We start from the raw sequence: 16,828 nt of genomic DNA, 5'->3' as shown, positions 1-16,828 counted from the left end.
AGGTCGACCCCGCACAGGGTTTCGTGCTTGCCTTGACGTCAGGACCCTACTCAGCGCCGAACCGCAGGTGCACGACGTTGGACGAGATCACCCGGCAGCCCGCAGCCAGCGACGCAGAACACCGGACGGACCGCTCCGCCCGCTACGAACAGCGCGAACAGCAGGACCTCCACGACCAACCGGAGCATCCGGAACCCCGGGCCGACGAGTCGGCACAGGCAGACCGGCCGCGCCAGGGCACCGAGCGGCACCCACGGCGCGACCCCCATGCCTCCGACCACCCGCCGACCGGTGGCAGCGACACCAGCAGCCGTACGGAGGACGTCGATACGGACAGGGCCGGTACGGAGCACGCCGGTACGGACAGCGTCCGTACGAGCCTCGACGCGCCCCACAGCGCAGGTCACGACAGCGCGGGTCCCCACACGCGAGAGTCCGACGGCCAGGGTCCCCATGCCCAAGGCCCCAACGCCCCAGGCCCCACCACCCAAGTCCCCGGCGGCCGGAGCACCAACGGCCGGAGCGCCAACGGCCGGAGCCCGCTCGGCGACGGCCTCACCGGCGTGGCCGCCCTGCTACGCCTCGCCGTCCTCTGCGTCGACCCCGACGGCCGGATCTCGTACTGGAACCGCGGCGCGGAGGAGCTGTTCGGGCACCGCTGGGATCACGTCTTCGGCCACCGGGCCTCGGGGCTGCTGACACCCGCCCGGTCCGCCGCGGGCGCCGCGCGCACCTCGTCCTCGCCGCACCAGGACACCCTCGACCTGCTGGACGACCTCACGCAGCCCGCGTGGGCGGGCGCGCTCGCGGCCACCGACCGGGACGGCGCGCTGAAGGACGTCCTGTGGTGGACGTACCGCGTCGCCGAACCGGGCGGACGCAGCCTGCTGGCCATCGCGGCGCACGCCAAACCGCTGCGCACGGGCGGCCTGCGGATCGCGCTCGGCGGTCGCTTACTCCCCTACACCGCGGAAGGCCCGCAGCGTCAGGACATCTCGGTGGCCGCCGTCCTGGGCAGCGTCGCCGACCCGGCGCAGGCGCTGGCCCTCGCGGCCCGGCTGGGCACCGTACTGCCCGGTGTCAGCGCGGGACGGCTCGACCGGCTCGTCCGGCAGATCGCGCCGCTCGGTCCCCCGGCGCTCGAAGTGGACGGCGGCACACGGCTCCCGGTCACCCCGCACGACTACGCCCGCATGGCCGCCGCCGCCCGCGCCGACCAGCAGGACCCGTCCCTGCGCAGGGAGTTGCTGCCCGGCCCGCGCCCCGGAGCGGAACACGGCCCCGGACCCGCACCCGGCCACGGACCCGGCCACGACCAGCCCCCCGACCAGACCCCCGGACACACCGCCGCGTACGGCCCCGGCCGCGACCCCGAGTACGTCCACGGGGCGAACGGCGGCGCGGAGGCCGCCCCCGCAGGCGACCGTTCCAGCGCCTCGGCACTGACCGCCGTGCCCTTCGCCTCCCTCACCTCCCTGACCTCCGACCTCGGCCCCAACGGCTCGGCGGACGCCCTGACCGGTCAACAGCCGCTGTCCCCGACCGAGTTCACCCCTGGTCTCGCCCCCGGCTTCGCGCCCGGCCTCGCCCCGGTCCTCAGCGGCCCGCCGTCCGTCCAGCCGCTCGGCACGCCACCGGGCCAGGCCCCCTTCGGCCAACCGCCCTTCGGGCACGCCCCGTTCGGACCCGAACCCGGCGGCCCCGCGTCCGGCGCGCACCCGCTCGGCGGCCACGTACTCGGCCGCCCCTACGCCTCCCACCTGCCGGGCACCGCGCTGGACGAGCAGTTGGCGCTGCTGCGCGAGACCGGCGCGGTGGTCGGCTCCACGCTCGACCTCCAGACCACCGCCCGCGAGCTGTGCGCGGTGACCGTGCCGCGCTTCGCGGACTTCGCGGCCGTCCTGATCGTGGACCAGCTCTTCTCCGACTCCGAGCCGCCCAAGGACGACCGCCCGGCCGCCACCGTGCTCGTCCGGCGCGTCGCCATCGCCCACGACGGACCGCCCGGACCGTGGGAAACGGCCCTGCCGGAGGGCGAGTTGCTCTCGCTCGCCGTCGACGGGATCGTGCCGCGGCTCGGCGACCACGTCCTCGTCCCCGTCGTGGACTCCTCGGTCGCACCCGACATAGCGCTCGACCTCGGCGTGCCCGCGCTCGGCCCGCTGCTGCCCGGACACTCGATGATCGTGGCGCCGCTCACCGCGCGCGGCACCGTACTGGGCCGGGTCTGCTTCCTGCGCGGCCCCGGCCGCCGCCCGTTCGACGCGCGGGACGCCGCCACGGCCACCGAGGTCGTCGCGCGCGGCGCCGTCCACATCGACAACGCCCGCCTGCACCGTCAGGAGTCGCGCGCCGCCGCCACACTGCAACGCTCGATGATGCCCACCCGGCCGCCGCGGATTCCCGGTGTCCGGATCGCACACCACTACATGCCGGGCGACCGGCAGGCCCAGGTCGGCGGCGACTGGTTCGACGCCATCCAACTGCCCGGCGGGCGTGTGGCGTTGATCGTCGGCGACGTGATGGGCCACGGCCTTCAGGCCGCGGCCGTGATGGGCCAGTTCCGTACGGCGGTCATCACCATGGCCGCCCTGGACCTGCCGCCCGCCCAGTTGCTGCGGCACCTGGACAACCTGGCGCACCGGCTCGGCACCGAACACCTCGCCACCTGCGTCTACGCCGTCTACGACCCGATCCACCGCAGCCTCACGCTCGCCAACGCCGGTCACATCCCGCCGGTCCTGGTCGGTTACGACGGGCGGGCCGAGCTGCTGGAGATCCCCGGCGGCGCGCCGATCGGCGTCGGCGGGGTGCCGTTCGAGACGGTGGAGATCCCGGTGCCCGACGGCAGTTGGCTGGTGCTGTGCACGGACGGCCTCGTCGAGGTGCGCGGCCAGGGCATAGACGCGGGGCTCGCCGCGCTGTGCGCCACCGTCATCGAGCCGGAGCAGACCCCCGAGGACGTCTGCGCGCAGATCCTCGCGCGCCTGCACTCGGAGGACCGCAGGGACGATGTGGCGCTGCTCGTCGCCCGGTTCGAGGGCATCGCGCCGCAGGACGTGGCCGAGTGGACGCTGCGGCTCGACCACGCCGAGGTCGCCACCGCCCGCGACCTGACCCGCCGCCAGCTCGCCGCGTGGGGCCTCGAACGCCTCAGCGACACCACGGAGTTGCTGGTCAGCGAGCTGGTCACCAACGCGATCCGGGCCGCCTCGTACGAGGTCGAGCTACGGCTGATGCGGGTCGGGAAACTGCTGGTCGAGGTCAGCGACGACAACCACAATCTGCCCCAGTTGCAGCGCGCGGACGCCGACGACGAGCAGGGGCGCGGGCTGGCGCTGGTGTCGAATCTGTCGCGGCGCTGGGGCACCAGCAGGAAGGCGGTCGGGAAGGTCGTCTGGTTCGAACTTCCGTTGCCCGCTTGATACCGTTGCGTCCCACAACGGCGCAGGTGGAGACGGGATGGAGTGGCCGCGATGTCCGCACGGGAGGCGTCCGTGGAGAGCATCCAGCGGGAGTTGACCGCCTTCGCGCGCCGGGCGCGTGCCACGGCCGCGCGCATGCACCCCGAGCTGTCGCTGGTGTCGTTCACCATCCTCGCGCACCTGGAGGAGCAGCAGGGCTGCCGGGCGACGGACCTCGCCGCGCACTATCTGCTCGACAAGTCCACGGTCAGCCGCCAGGTGGCCGCGCTGGAACGGCTCGGGTACATCGAGCGCCGGGTGGACGCCACCGACCACCGCGTGCAGGTGCTGCACCTCGCGCAGCACGGGATCGAGACGCTGGCCGCGGCGCGGGTCAGCCGCAAGGAGATCTTCCAGGAGCGGCTGGCCGCCTGGGACCCGGAGGATCTGGCGCGCTTCGCCGCGTATCTGGTCCGCTACAACGCGGACGCGGCGGCGCACCCGCTGCCGTAACCCGCGGGCGGCCCCGTCCTACGAGGTCCCGTCACGCGCAGCCTCGTCAAGCACGGGCCCTTCAAGCGAAAACGGCCCCGCCCGCGACCTGCACGGTCGCGGGCGGGGCCGCTACGAGCCCGACTCTACGTCAAGCGCCGCGTCGAAAACGACGGCGTCACGTCAGAGGTTGACGCCGAAGTCCTGGGCGATACCGCGCAGGCCGGAGGCGTAGCCCTGGCCGACGGCCCGGAACTTCCACTCGGCGCCGTTGCGGTACAGCTCGCCGAAGACCATCGCGGTCTCCGTGGAGGCGTCCTCGGTGAGGTCGTAGCGGGCGATCTCGGCGCCGCCCGCCTGGTTGACGACGCGGATGAACGCGTTGCGCACCTGGCCGAAGCTCTGCTGACGGCTCTCGCCCTCGTAGATCGAGACCGGGAAGACGATCTTGTCGACCTCGGCGGGCACGGTGGCCAGATTGACCTTGACCGCCTCGTCGTCGCCCTCGCCCTCACCGGTGAGGTTGTCGCCGGTGTGCTCGACGGAGCCGTCCGGGCTCTTGAGATTGTTGAAGAAGATGAAGTGCTTGTCCGACAGGACCTTGCCCGTGGCGTCGAGCAGCAGCGCGCTCGCGTCCAGGTCGAAGTCCGAACCGGTGGTCGTGCGCACGTCCCAGCCCAGGCCGACAGTGACCGCCGTGAGTCCGGGGGCCTCCTTGGTCAGTGAGACATTGCCGCCCTTGGAGAGGCTGACACCCATGGTGTATCTCCCTGCTCAATCCGGCGCGGGCCGCGCCACTTGACGATTCCTTTGCCCAATGACTCCAACGCACACCACCCTGCACCGGTTCCCGCCCCGATGCCACCGTTCGCCGCCGTTCGATCCCCCGGGCCTTCAGTACGTCACCGGGATGCGCCGCGCGGGGCCGTCCGCCGTGACCGATCCGCGGGGATCGGCGGGGGGAAGGCGACCTGCCGGCCGGAGCCGGCCCGCCGGGGAATGAGAAACGGACCTCCGGCCGCGACTTTCGTCACTTCCGGAGGCCCGCGTCGTCGGTACCTCTTTGTGCGCGAGGGGGGAGTTGAACCCCCACGCCCTTTCGGGCACTGGAACCTGAATCCAGCGCGTCTGCCTATTCCGCCACCCGCGCATGGGTGTTGCCGTTTGATTCTCACACACGGTCCGGACCGGTGGGTCCGAGTGGTGTGGGAGGGCCTCCCGACATGCAGAAGATTAGCACGAGGTCCGGGGTGGAATCACATGCGTTCGGGCGGCCCGGGGAGTGCCGGGAGCCGGGCGGGGGCAGGTGGGAGAGGGACCCGGGGGCGGTGCGGGACACTGGGAGGGGACAGGGCGGCGGTGAACGACGGCGAACCGGGCACCATGGACAGAACGCGCATCTACCATCCCAGTGGGGGACGGCGGAGGAGGCGCGGGCGGTGTGAGGGTTGACACTGCCCGGTCCAGGGGATTCGGGGAACCACAGGTTTTTCCCGCGCGTGGATACGATCAGTAAGCAGTATCGGAAATCGTTGGGCCGGAAGGTCGCGAGGAGGGAGGTGCCCCGTGGGAGTACTGAAGCGCTTTGAGCAGCGCCTGGAGGGCCTGGTGAACGGCACCTTCGCCAAAGTGTTCAAGAGCGAGGTGCAGCCCGTCGAGATCGCGGGCGCGCTCCAGCGCGAGTGCGACAACAACGCCACGATCTGGAACCGCGACCGCACCGTCGTGCCCAACGACTTCATCGTGGAGCTCAGCTCCGGCGACTTCGAGCGGCTGAGCCCGTACGCGGTGCAGCTCGGCGACGAGCTGGCCGGGATGGTCCGCGACTACGCCAAGCAGCAGCGCTACACGTTCATGGGCACCATCAAGGTGCACCTGGAGCGGGCCGACGACCTGGACACCGGGCTCTACCGGGTGCGCAGCCGCACGCTGGCCTCCAGCGAGTCGCAGCACCAGGGCGGCGCGCCCCAAGCCGCACACCAGGCCGCCCACCAGGCCCCGGCCGCCCCCTCGTACCAGCAGAGCCCGCAGCACCAGCCGCAGGCGCCGCAGCGTCCGACGTACGCGCAGCCCGGCGGATCGCAGCGGCCCTCGGGTCCGCCGCCGATGCCCGCGGCCCCGCCCCCCGGCGGCGGCGGCGCCCGTCACGGTGTGGCGCCCGTCACGCGGCTGCCCGGCACCGGCGCTCCCGCGGGGGCCCCCGGCGCGGCCACCCGCCGCTGGATCGAGATCAACGGCAACCGCCACCAGATCTCCCGCTCGACGCTCGTTCTCGGCCGTTCCACGGAGGCCGACGTGCGGGTGGACGACCCGGGCGTATCGCGCAAACACTGCGAGATCCGGGTCGGAACGCCGTCCGTGGTCCAGGACCTCGGGTCGACAAACGGCATTGTGGTGGACGGACAGCACACCACGCGCGCTACGCTCCGCGACGGCTCCCGCATTGTCGTGGGGAGCACCACCATCGTGTACAGGCAAGCCGAAGGGTGAAGCGGGGGCAATGTCAGAGCTGACCCTGACGGTCATGCGGTTGGGTTTCCTCGCCGTTCTGTGGCTGTTCGTGATCGTCGCGGTGCAGGTCATCCGCAGCGACCTCTTCGGTACCCGGGTGACCCAGCGAGCGGCGCGCCGCGGGGACGGCCAGTCGCGCCCTCCGCAGCAGCGCCAGCAGCAGGCCGCCGCCGCGCAGGCCCAGCCGCGGCAGCAGCCGCAGAACAACCGCCAGCGCCGCGGCGCCCCCACCAAACTGGTGGTCGCCGAGGGCTCGCTCGCGGGGACGACGGTCGCGTTGCAGGGCCAGACGATCACCCTCGGCCGGGCACATGACTCGACGATTGTGCTCGACGACGACTACGCGTCCAGTCGGCATGCCAGGATCTACCCGGACCGCGACGGCCAGTGGATCGTCGAGGACCTCGGATCCACGAACGGCACCTATCTGGACCGGAACCGGCTGACCACGCCGACCCCTGTCCCGCTGGGTGCGCCGATCCGCATCGGCAAGACCGTCATCGAGCTGCGGAAGTAGTCGCACTATGGGCGAGCGGAGCCACGACGCGCGAGCGAGAGGGTGGGCAGCGTGCGGATGTACCCGGAGCCGACGGGGGAGGTGCGCATGTCTTTGAGCCTGCGTTTCGCCGCCGGTTCGCACAAGGGCATGATCCGCGAGGGGAACGAGGACTCCGGCTACGCCGGTCCGCGTCTGCTCGCGATTGCCGACGGCATGGGCGGACAGGCCGCCGGCGAGGTCGCCTCGTCCGAGGTGATCTCCACCATCGTCACGCTCGACGACGACATCCCCGGCTCCGACATCCTCACCTCGCTCGGCACCGCCGTGCAGCGGGCCAATGACCAACTGCTGCACATGGTCCAGGAGGACCCGCAGCTCGAAGGCATGGGCACCACGCTGACCGCGCTGCTGTGGACGGGCCAGCGGCTCGGCCTGGTGCACGTCGGCGACTCCCGCGCGTATCTCCTCCGGGACGGCGTCCTCACCCAGATCACCCAGGACCACACCTGGGTGCAGCGGCTGGTCGACGAGGGCCGGATCACCGAGGAGGAGGCCACCACCCACCCGCAGCGCTCCCTGCTGATGCGCGCGCTGGGCAGTGGCGAACACGTCGAGCCCGACCTGTCGATCCGCGAGGTGCGGGTCGGCGACCGGTATCTGATCTGCTCCGACGGCCTGTCCGGCGTCGTCAGCCACCAGACGCTGGAGGACACCCTCGCCGGGTACCAGGCGCCGCACGAGACCGTGCAGGAGCTGATCCAGCTCGCGCTGCGCGGCGGCGGACCCGACAACATCACCTGCATCGTCGCGGACGTGCTGGACACCGACGACGGCGACACGCTGGCGGCGCAGCTCAACGACACCCCGGTGGTCGTCGGCGCGGTCGCCGAGACCCAGCTCCCGCTGAGCGACCCGCGGCACCTCCAGACCCCGGCGGGGCGCGCCTCCGAGCTCGGCCGTACGCCCCCGCCGCAGCAGCAGGGCCCCGCGGGCTCCTTCGGCCCGCCCGGCAGCGGCGAACCCGGCGCGGCCGGTGCCGCGCCGCTGGGCACCTTCGGGTCGTACGACGACGACGGCCAGACCAAGCCCGCCAAGACCCGTAAGTGGCCCAAGCGCACGGCGATCACCGTCATCGTGCTCGCCGTCATCGCCGGCGGTCTGTACGGCGGTTACGCGTGGACGCAGACGCAGTACTACGTCGGCGCCAAGGGCGACCACGTCGCCGTGTACCAGGGCATCGACCAGAAGCTGGCCTGGATCAAGCTGTCGAAGGTCCACAAGGACCGCCCCGACATCGAACTCAAGTACCTACCGGCCTACCAGCAGAAGCAGGTCCAGGACACCATCGCGCTCAGCAGCCTCGGCCAGGCCGACGACAAGGCCGACGAGCTGGCGACGCAGGCCGGTGTCTGCAAGAAGGTCGCGACGGCCAAGACCCTCGCCGACCAGGCCAAGGCGGCGGCGAAGGCCGCCGAGGACAAGATGCCCGCAGCGGGCACCACCGGCACGCCGGGTGCGAAGAAGAGCAGCGCCACCCCGACGGCGGACCCCACGCCGCCGCTGACGCCCGACGAGAAGAAGCTGGCCCAGCAGTGCGGTACGAGCCAGCAGTAGCGGCTGGTCGCGCACCGGAAGCCCCGCGGGGACCGGCGAGCGCGCCGGCGGCGGGACCAGCAGGAGGAGTCGGCTCGTCATGAGCGCCAGCAACACCACCACCATCACGTCGATCGGCGCGCCCAACCGTCGCAACACCGAACTGGCGCTGCTGGTCTTCGCGGTGCTCATCCCGGTCTTCGCCTACGCCAACGTCGGGCTCGCCAAGAACGACTCGGTCCCGGCGGGGCTGCTCAGCTACGGCCTCGGCCTCGGCCTGCTCGCGGGGATCGCGCACCTGCTGGTCCGTAAATTCGCGCCGTACGCCGACCCGCTGATGCTGCCGATCGCCACGCTGCTCAACGGCCTCGGCCTGGTGCTGATCTGGCGGCTCGACCAGGAGCCGTCGCTGGGCAAGGCCATGGCGCCCAACCAGCTCATGTGGTCCACGCTCGGAGTGGCGCTCTTCGTCGGCGTGCTGGTCTTCCTCAAGGACCACCGCATCCTCCAGCGGTACACGTACATCTCGATGATGGTGGCGCTGGCCCTGCTGGTCGCGCCGATCTTCTTCCCCGGGGTGAACGGCGCGAAGATCTGGATCACGCTGCCGGGCATCGGCTCGCTCCAGCCCGGTGAGTTCGCGAAGATCGTCATCACCGTCTTCTTCGCCGGATACCTGATGGTCAAGCGGGACGCGCTGGCGCTGGCCAGCCGCCGCTTCATGGGCCTGTACCTGCCGCGTGGCCGCGACCTCGGCCCGATCCTGGTGATCTGGGGCATCAGCCTGCTGATCCTGGTCTTCGAGACCGACCTCGGCACGTCGCTGCTCTTCTTCGGCCTGTTCGTGATCATGCTGTACGTCGCCACCGAGCGGACCAGCTGGATCGTCTTCGGCCTGCTGCTCAGCGCGGGCGGCGCGGTCGTCGTCTCCTCGATCGAGCCGCACGTCAAGGAGCGCGTCCACAACTGGTTGCACCCCCTGCAACTGGCGTCCAACGGCGGTGTCACCGAGACCGCGCAGACGATGTACGCGTTCGGCTCCGGCGGCATCTTCGGCTCGGGACTCGGCCAGGGCTACTCCCGGCTGATCGGCGGCATCGCGCCGAAGAGCGACTACATCCTCGCCACCGTCGGCGAGGAGCTGGGCCTGGCGGGCCTGATGGCCGTCCTGCTGCTGTACGCCCTGCTGATCGAGCGCGGTGTGCGGACGGCGCTCGCGGCCCGCGACCCGTTCGGCAAGCTGCTGGCGATCGGCCTGTCGGGCGCCTTCGCGCTCCAGGTCTTCGTGGTCGCGGGCGGCGTCACCGGGCTCATCCCGCTGACCGGTATGACCATGCCGTTCCTGGCGCAGGGCGGCTCCTCGGTGATCGCCAACTGGGCGCTGGTCGCGATCCTGCTGCGGATCAGCGACACCGCCCGCCGTCCGGCCCCGAGCCCGGCCCCCTCCCCCGATGCCGAACCGACCCAGGTGGTGCGCACCCAGTGAACAAGCCTCTCCGACGGGTCGCGGTCTTCTGCGGTCTGCTCGTCCTCGCCCTTCTGCTGCGCGTGAACTACGTGCAGTTCGTCCAGGCCGACCAGCTCTCCAACGACGTGCACAACCGCCGGGTCGCCATCAACCAGTACGCCCAGCCGCGCGGCGACATCATCGTCGACGGCGGCAAGGCGATCACCGGTCACACCGAGACCACGGGCAGCGACTTCAAGTTCAAGCGGACCTACGTCGACGGCCCGATGTGGGCGCCGGTCACCGGCCACGCCTCGCAGGCGTTCGGCACCACCTTCCTCGAAGGCGTCGAGGACAAGTTCCTCACCGGCAACGACGACCGGCTGTTCTTCAACCGCACCATCGACCTGCTGACCGGCAAGGAGAAGCAGGGCGGCAACGTCGTCACGACGCTGAACGCCAAGGCGCAGAAGGCCGCGTTCCAGGGCCTGGGGAACAAGAAGGGCGCGGTCGTCGCGCTCGACCCCGGCACCGGCGCGATCCTGGCCATGGCGAGCACCCCGTCGTACGACCCGTCGACCATCGCGGGCAACTCCAAGACCGACGAGAAGAACTGGGTCGCGCTCGACAAGAAGAACGACCCCGACGACCCGACGCAGAACCGCGCACTGCGCCAGACGTACCCGCCGGGTTCGACGTTCAAGCTGGTGACGGCCGCCGCGGCGCTGGAGAACGGCGCGGTGACCGACATCAACGCGAAGACCGACACCCCGCTGCCCTACATCCTTCCCGGCACCACGACCCCGCTGAAGAACGAGGGCAACATCCCCTGCAAGGAAGCGTCGCTGATCGACGCCCTGCGGGTTTCGTGCAACACCGTCTTCGGCCACCTGGGCGCGGACAAGGTGGGCCTCCAGGCGATGGTCGACGAGGCGGAGAAGTTCGGCTTCAACAAGGAGCAGTTCGTCCCGGTCCGCGCGAACGCCAGCAACTTCGACACCAAGATGACCAAGGACCAGGTCGCGCTCTCCTCCATCGGCCAGTTCGACACCGCGGCCACTCCGCTCCAGATGGCGATGGTCGCCTCGGCCATCGCCAACAACGGCAAGCTGATGAAGCCGTACATGGTCGACAAGCTGGTGGCGCCGAATCTGAGCACCATCTCGCAGACCAACCCGAGCGAGATGTCGCAGCCGCTGTCGCCGGAGAACGCGCAGAAGCTCCAGACGATGATGGAGACGGTGGTCAACTCCGGCACCGGCACCAACGCCAAGATCTCCGGCGTCAAGGTCGGCGGCAAGACCGGCACCGCGCAGAACGGCATAAACAACGAGGGCACGCCGTACGCCTGGTTCGTCTCGTACGCGATGACCGACCAGGGGTCGCCGGTCGCCGTCGCGGTCGTCGTCGAGGACGGTGCGGCCAACCACGACGACGTCAGCGGTGGCGGTCTGGCCGCGCCGATCGCCAAGAAGGTCATGGAGGCCGTCCTCAACAAGTGAGGGCCGGCCGCCCGGCAGGCCCGGTCCCCGGCACGGTCCCCGGCCCGGCGTCGAACCCGGTGTCAGGCCCGGTCCCGGCGCCGGAAACGGTCCGGAGACCGCCCCCGGGACCGGCGCACGTACCGGACAGGTACCGGTCGGGTATCGGCGGGCGGGCAGGGCGCGAAGGGACCAGAAACGCCCGGTAGCGTATGCCCGAGCATCCGCAGGGCACGGCATTACCGGTTTTGGGTCAAGAACGGGTTTGAGGAGAGGGCAGAGCTATGGAAGAGCCGCGTCGCCTCGGCGGCCGGTACGAGCTGGGCTCAGTGCTCGGCCGTGGTGGCATGGCCGAGGTGTACCTCGCCCATGACACCCGGCTCGGCCGCACTGTCGCCGTGAAGACGCTGCGGGTGGACCTCGCCCGCGACCCGTCGTTCCAGGCCCGGTTCCGCCGAGAGGCCCAGTCGGCCGCCTCGCTCAACCACCCGTCGATCGTCGCCGTGTACGACACCGGCGAGGACTACGTCGACGGGGTCTCGATCCCGTACATCGTCATGGAGTACGTGGACGGCTCCACCCTGCGTGAGCTGCTGCACTCCGGACGCAAGCTGCTGCCCGAGCGCGCCATGGAGATGACGGTCGGCATCCTCCAGGCCCTGGAGTACAGCCACCGGGCCGGCATCGTGCACCGCGACATCAAGCCCGCCAACGTCATGCTCACCAGGACCGGCCAGGTCAAGGTCATGGACTTCGGCATCGCCCGCGCCATGGGCGACTCCGGTATGACCATGACGCAGACCGCGGCCGTGATCGGCACCGCGCAGTACCTCTCCCCCGAGCAGGCCAAGGGCGAGCAGGTCGACGCCCGCTCCGACCTGTACTCGACCGGCTGCCTGCTCTACGAACTGCTGACCGTACGGCCGCCCTTCGTCGGCGACTCCCCGGTCGCGGTGGCCTACCAGCACGTGCGCGAGGAGCCGCAGCCGCCGTCGGTGTACGACCCCGAGGTCACGCCCGCGATGGACGCGATCGTCCTCAAGGCGCTGACCAAGGACCCGAACTACCGCTACCAGTCGGCCGACGAGATGCGCGCCGACATCGAGGCGGCCCTCGACGGGCAGCCGGTGGCCGCCACGGCGGCGATGGGCTCGGTCGGCTACGGGTACGGCTACCCGGACAGCCAGGCCACCACGGCGATGCCGTCGCAGAACGACCAGCACACGTCCATGCTTCCGCCGCTGCGCGAGGAGGACGGCGGTTACGGCTACGACGACCGCCCGGACCGCCGCCGGCAGAAGAAGGGCGGCAACAACACCTCCACGGTGCTGCTGGTCGTCGCGGGCATCCTGGTCCTGGTCGGCGCGATCTTCCTGGGCAAGGCGCTGTTCAGCGGCAGCGGCGCCGCGGACAACGGCACCGTGCCGAATCTGGTCGGCGCGTCCCTCACCGACGCGCAGGCCAAGGCCACCAACGTCGATCTGAAGATCGTCCAGGGTCCGGCCGAGTTCTGCGACAGCATCGACAAGAACCTCGTCTGCAAGCAGACCCCGGCCGCCGACGCCGCGATCCCGGACGACAAGACGGTCACGGTCGTCCTGTCCAAGGGCCAGGCGCCGATCGAGGTCCCGGACGTCAAGAACGACAAGTACGACTCGGCGGCGAGCCAGCTCACCGCCAAGGGCTTCGAGGTCGACCGCAAGAACAAGACGACCACCACGGAAGACCCGGACACCGTCCTCGACCAGACCCCGAAGGCCGGTACGAAGCAGCCCAAGGGCACAAAGATCACGCTGACCGTCGCGGTGGCCCCCGAGAAGAAGGCGCCCACCGACGTCAAGGGCGTCCCGTACGACAACGCGGTCGCCCAGCTCAAGGCGCAGGGCTTCACCAACATCACCCGCGCGCCGCAGGACGTCCCCTCGGACACGACCGCCAAGGGCAGCGTCACCGCCCAGACCCCGGACCCGGGCGCGGGCCCGATCGCCCTGGACACCTCGATCGTCCTGACGGTCTCGTCCGGCCCGCCGCAGACGCAGGACCCGCAGAAGCAGATGCCCGGGGATCTGGGTGGCAAGACCGTGGGTCAGGCAAAGGCCGAACTCGACGGGCTCGGCCTGAACCTCCAGGTCTCCGCGGTCGGTCCTGGCGGCAACCCGGTCGGCGACAACGCCATGGTCATCTCGGTCGACCCCGGAGCGGGCGCGCAGCTCTCCGAGGGCCAGCCGGTCAAGCTGATCGCCGTCGGCGGCAACGGCAACGGCGGGGGCGGCTGACCCCCCGGCAGTACGTGAAGGGGGGCGGCCCGCACACCTGGTGTGCGGGCCGCCCCCCTTTCACGTGTGTCGCCGTACGCGCCTACCGCAGCTCGGCCGGCGGGGTGCGGGCCGCGTCGACCTTCTCGGTGCGGACGAGTTCGCCCCAGACGATGTAGCGGTAGCGGGAGGTGTAGACGGGGGTGCAGGTCGTGAGGGTGATGTAGCGGCCCGGCGTGGTCTTGCCGGACTCCTTGGGGACCTGGTCGGTGACGGCGACGTTGTACTTCGAGGTCTGGTCGAGGATCTTGTAGACCTTGTAGACGTACCAGGTGTCCTTCGACTCGAAGACGACCGGGTCGCCGTCGTGGATCTTGTCGATGTTGTGGAACTTGGCGCCGTGGCCGTCGCGGTGGGCGGCGAGGGTGAAGTTGCCGGTCTTGGCGGTCGGCAGCGCGGCGGGGACGGGGTCGGTGTAGTAACCGGCGACGCCCTCGTTGAGGACCTTGGTCGAGGTGCCCTTCTTGACCAGCACCTCGTAGTCCTTGCCCATGGCGGGGACGTGCAGGAAGCCGATGCCGTCCTTGGTGTCGAGGCTCCCCGGTCCCGCGTCGGGCGTCCGGGCCCAGTCCTGCCGGACCTTGTCCGCCGCCTTGTGCTCATGGCGGTCGGCGAGGACGTTCGTCCACCACAGCGAGTAGGCGACGAACAGCGCGAGCACCAGGCCCGCGGTGATGAGGAGTTCGCCGATGACGCTGATGGTGGCCGCGATGGGCCCCCGGCCGCCGCGTTTGGTCGTGGTCACGCCGTTCCGTTCCTCAAGTTCCGCTTGGAGCATGGATCACTCCACCAGCGCGTCGGGCTTGCCCTTGCTGCGCGGCCGTTCCTCGGTCAGCTTTCCCCAGACGATCAACCGGTTGGTGCTGGTGAATTCGGGGGTGCAGGTGGTCAGCGTCAGATAGCGGCCGGGCCCGGTGAAGCCGGAGCCGGTCGGCACCGGCTTGATCACGCTGATGTTGGACGGCGGGGTGGACGCCAGCGAACTGGTGATCTCGTACGTGTAGTAGGTGTCCGCCGTCTCGACCACGACCTTGTCGCCGGGCACCAGGTGGTTGATGTAGCGGAACGGTTCACCGTGGGTGTTGCGGTGGGCGGCGACCGCGAAGTTGCCGGACTTGTCCCACGGCATCGCGGTGTTCAACACGCCGTCGTAGTGGCCGATCATGCCCTTGTCCAGCACATTGTGCTTCGAGACGCCCTGCGCGATGGGCGCCTTGACGTCCAGCTTGGGGATGTACATGATCGCGAAGCCCTGGCCGGGCGAGAAGGTGCCGGGGACCCGGTTCGGGTCGTCCTTCGTGGCGTCCCACTGGTGCTGGAGGTTGTTCGCGGCGCCGCTGGCCTGCTGGTGCGCGCGGACGTTGGTCCACCACAGCTGGTACGTGACGAACAGCAGCATCAGCACGCCGGTGGTGATGAACAGCTCACCGACGATACGGCTGACGACGACCGCCGGGCTCTCCTTGGCGGCCTTCGCGGCCCTGCGGGCCTCGACCCGGCTGAGCGGGACGGCTCCGGCGGGGGCCGCACCGGCCGCGCCACCGGGCGTACGGCCCCTGGCGCGGTGGCCGCCGTGTCCGGCGCCGCCGCGCTGCTGTGCCTGCGCCGCCTTCCGCCGCGCGGCCCGCCCGCCCTCGCCGTCGGGGCCGAGCACGGGACCCGGCGCCGGACCGGGCCCGGGACCCGCGGGCTCGGGGGCCGGTTCCGGGACCGACTCCGTGGTGGGGAAGACGGATTCGAGTACGTCGTCCGCGGGCGGTTCGACGGCCGGCTGCTCGACCGGCCGTACGACGGGCTGCACGACCGTCGCCGTGCCGAGGTCCAGCTCCTCGTCCGCGGTGACGGGCCGGACCGGGGGCGGCGCAGGAGGCGGCGGGGCCGCCTGCGGCGGCTCCTCGGGGACGAACCAGGGCGCGGCCGGCTCGTCGAACACCGGCTCTTCGTAGGCCGGTTCGGGGAAGCCCGGCTTCTCGTACGCCGGTTCCGGGAAGACCGGCTCGTCGAACACCGGCTTCTCGTACGCCGGTTCGTCGTAGGTCGGCTCGGGAACCGCGGGGGGTCTTCCGGGGAGAGGGTCGTTCAGGGGGTCGTCGAGCTGCTCGACAACGGCTTTGAACTGCCCGGTGTCCTCATAGGACATCGGGCCGTCCGAGGGGCGCTCCGGGCGGAGCGTGGTCACGCCCCGGCCCTCCCCGCAGGACTCCCCGAACCTCCGGCGCCCCCCGCCGTACCGACCACGGGCGCCAGCCCCTCGGAGCGGCCGACGGCCCCCGGATCACCGCACTCGGCAAGCCAGTTGGCCAGCATCAGATGGCCCCACTCGGTGAGCACCGACTCCGGGTGGAACTGCACGCCCTCGACGGCCGCGTCCCGGTGCCGCAGCCCCATGATCACGCCGGATTCGGTCCACGCGGTGACCCGGAACTCCTCGGGCACGGTGTCGCGTTCGACGGCGAGCGAGTGGTAGCGGGTCGCGGTGAAGGGCGACGGCAGCCCGGCGAAGACGCCGGTCCCGTCGTGCGTCACCGGCGACGTCTTGCCGTGCAGCAGCTCCGGCGCGCGGTCCACGACCCCGCCGTACGCGACGGCCATCGACTGGAGGCCGAGGCACACGCCGAAGACCGGCACCCCGGTGTCCGCGCAGTGCCGCACCATGTCGACGCAGACGCCCGCCTCTTCCGGCGTGCCGGGGCCGGGCGAGAGCAGTACGCCGTCGAAACCGTCCTGCGCGTGCGCGGGCTTGACCTCGTCGTTGCGCCGCACCTCGCACTCGGCGCCGAGTTGGTAGAGGTACTGGACCAGGTTGAAGACGAAGGAGTCGTAGTTGTCCACCACGAGAATGCGTGCGCTCATCGGACAGCGGCCGTCCCCGTCTCGCGTACGACGGCCATCCCGTTGTCGACGGTGACCTCGTTGAACGGCAGCAGCGGCTCCGCCCACGGAAAGATGTACTGGAAGAGGAGGTAGACGACGGCCAGGGCGAGCACGAGCGAGATCAGAGCCCTCACCCACGCGTTACCCGGCAGATGCCGCCAGATCCAGCCGTACATGCGCTGCCTTCCTTCCTCTTCCCCGGAACAGAGTAA

General features: G+C 70.9%; 13 protein-coding genes and 1 tRNA gene. 8 read left to right on the top strand and 6 right to left on the bottom strand.

Annotation, left to right across the window (positions count from 1 at the left end):
* Positions 1-77: 77 nt before the first annotated feature.
* Together ACIOC1_RS02925 and ACIOC1_RS02920 are read left to right on the top strand one after the other, a co-directional pair.
* The gene (locus ACIOC1_RS02925) at positions 78-3,425 is read left to right on the top strand and encodes a SpoIIE family protein phosphatase (protein ID WP_401851381.1); all 3,348 of its coding nucleotides are present in this window, start codon (positions 78-80) and stop codon (positions 3,423-3,425) included.
* A gap of 51 nt (positions 3,426-3,476) precedes the next feature.
* Positions 3,477-3,917, top strand: coding sequence for a MarR family winged helix-turn-helix transcriptional regulator (locus tag ACIOC1_RS02920; RefSeq protein ID WP_355336706.1), 441 nt, complete (start codon positions 3,477-3,479; stop codon positions 3,915-3,917).
* Between the two features lie 162 nt (positions 3,918-4,079).
* Here the strand turns inward: ACIOC1_RS02920 and ACIOC1_RS02915 are convergent, their stop codons facing one another.
* A complete protein-coding gene (locus ACIOC1_RS02915) occupies positions 4,080-4,655 on the bottom strand; it encodes a TerD family protein (RefSeq protein WP_355336705.1) in 576 nt (191 codons plus the stop codon).
* Positions 4,656-4,962: 307 nt separating this feature from the next.
* A tRNA-Leu gene (locus ACIOC1_RS02910) sits at positions 4,963-5,046 on the bottom strand.
* A gap of 416 nt (positions 5,047-5,462) precedes the next feature.
* Between ACIOC1_RS02910 and ACIOC1_RS02905 the strand changes: the two genes are divergently transcribed.
* The 6 genes from ACIOC1_RS02905 (at position 5,463) to pknB (ending at position 13,703) form a co-directional block, all read left to right on the top strand.
* Complete coding sequence (locus ACIOC1_RS02905) at positions 5,463-6,386, top strand: FhaA domain-containing protein (RefSeq protein WP_401851378.1); 924 nt, start codon at positions 5,463-5,465, stop codon at positions 6,384-6,386.
* A 10-nt stretch (positions 6,387-6,396) separates the two neighbouring features.
* The gene (locus ACIOC1_RS02900; protein ID WP_355336703.1) at positions 6,397-6,924 is read left to right on the top strand and encodes an FHA domain-containing protein; all 528 of its coding nucleotides are present in this window, start codon (positions 6,397-6,399) and stop codon (positions 6,922-6,924) included.
* A 57-nt stretch (positions 6,925-6,981) separates the two neighbouring features.
* Positions 6,982-8,520: a Stp1/IreP family PP2C-type Ser/Thr phosphatase gene (locus tag ACIOC1_RS02895; RefSeq protein WP_355336776.1), complete on the top strand. Its 1,539-nt coding sequence runs from the start codon at positions 6,982-6,984 to the stop codon at positions 8,518-8,520.
* 79 nt (positions 8,521-8,599) lie between these two features.
* A complete protein-coding gene (locus ACIOC1_RS02890; protein WP_355336702.1) occupies positions 8,600-9,985 on the top strand; it encodes an FtsW/RodA/SpoVE family cell cycle protein in 1,386 nt (461 codons plus the stop codon).
* Positions 9,982-11,448, top strand: a complete 1,467-nt coding sequence (locus tag ACIOC1_RS02885) for a penicillin-binding protein 2 (protein WP_355336701.1) — start codon at positions 9,982-9,984, stop codon at positions 11,446-11,448. Before ACIOC1_RS02890 ends, ACIOC1_RS02885 begins: the two co-directional genes overlap by 4 nt.
* A 263-nt stretch (positions 11,449-11,711) precedes the next feature.
* Entirely contained in the window at positions 11,712-13,703 is a 1,992-nt protein-coding gene (pknB, locus tag ACIOC1_RS02880) for a Stk1 family PASTA domain-containing Ser/Thr kinase (RefSeq protein ID WP_355336700.1), read from the top strand.
* Between the two features lie 82 nt (positions 13,704-13,785).
* Here the strand turns inward: pknB and ACIOC1_RS02875 are convergent, their stop codons facing one another.
* From ACIOC1_RS02875 to ACIOC1_RS02860, 4 genes are read right to left on the bottom strand one after another with little or no spacing between them, the layout of a single operon-like run.
* Complete coding sequence (locus ACIOC1_RS02875; RefSeq protein ID WP_391041969.1) at positions 13,786-14,487, bottom strand: class E sortase; 702 nt, start codon at positions 14,485-14,487, stop codon at positions 13,786-13,788.
* Between the two features lie 36 nt (positions 14,488-14,523).
* On the bottom strand, positions 14,524-15,921 hold the full coding sequence (locus ACIOC1_RS02870; RefSeq protein WP_401851373.1) for a class E sortase: 1,398 nt from the start codon (positions 15,919-15,921) through the stop codon (positions 14,524-14,526).
* The gene (locus tag ACIOC1_RS02865) at positions 15,918-16,595 is read right to left on the bottom strand and encodes an aminodeoxychorismate/anthranilate synthase component II (protein ID WP_355336697.1); all 678 of its coding nucleotides are present in this window, start codon (positions 16,593-16,595) and stop codon (positions 15,918-15,920) included. Before ACIOC1_RS02865 ends, ACIOC1_RS02870 begins: the two co-directional genes overlap by 4 nt.
* Positions 16,592-16,792 carry a hypothetical protein gene (locus ACIOC1_RS02860; protein WP_355336696.1) on the bottom strand — a complete coding sequence of 67 codons (201 nt, stop codon included), beginning with the start codon at positions 16,790-16,792 and terminating at the stop codon, positions 16,592-16,594. The genes ACIOC1_RS02865 and ACIOC1_RS02860 overlap by 4 nt, the downstream gene beginning before the upstream one ends.
* Positions 16,793-16,828 lie beyond the last annotated feature (36 nt).

It is taken from the genome of Streptomyces sp. NPDC088197, assembly GCF_044741185.1.
Classification (GTDB): Bacteria; Actinomycetota; Actinomycetes; order Streptomycetales; family Streptomycetaceae; genus Actinacidiphila.
The sequence above is the reverse complement of the archived record's forward strand: the minus strand, read 5'-3'. Positions and strand labels throughout refer to the sequence as shown.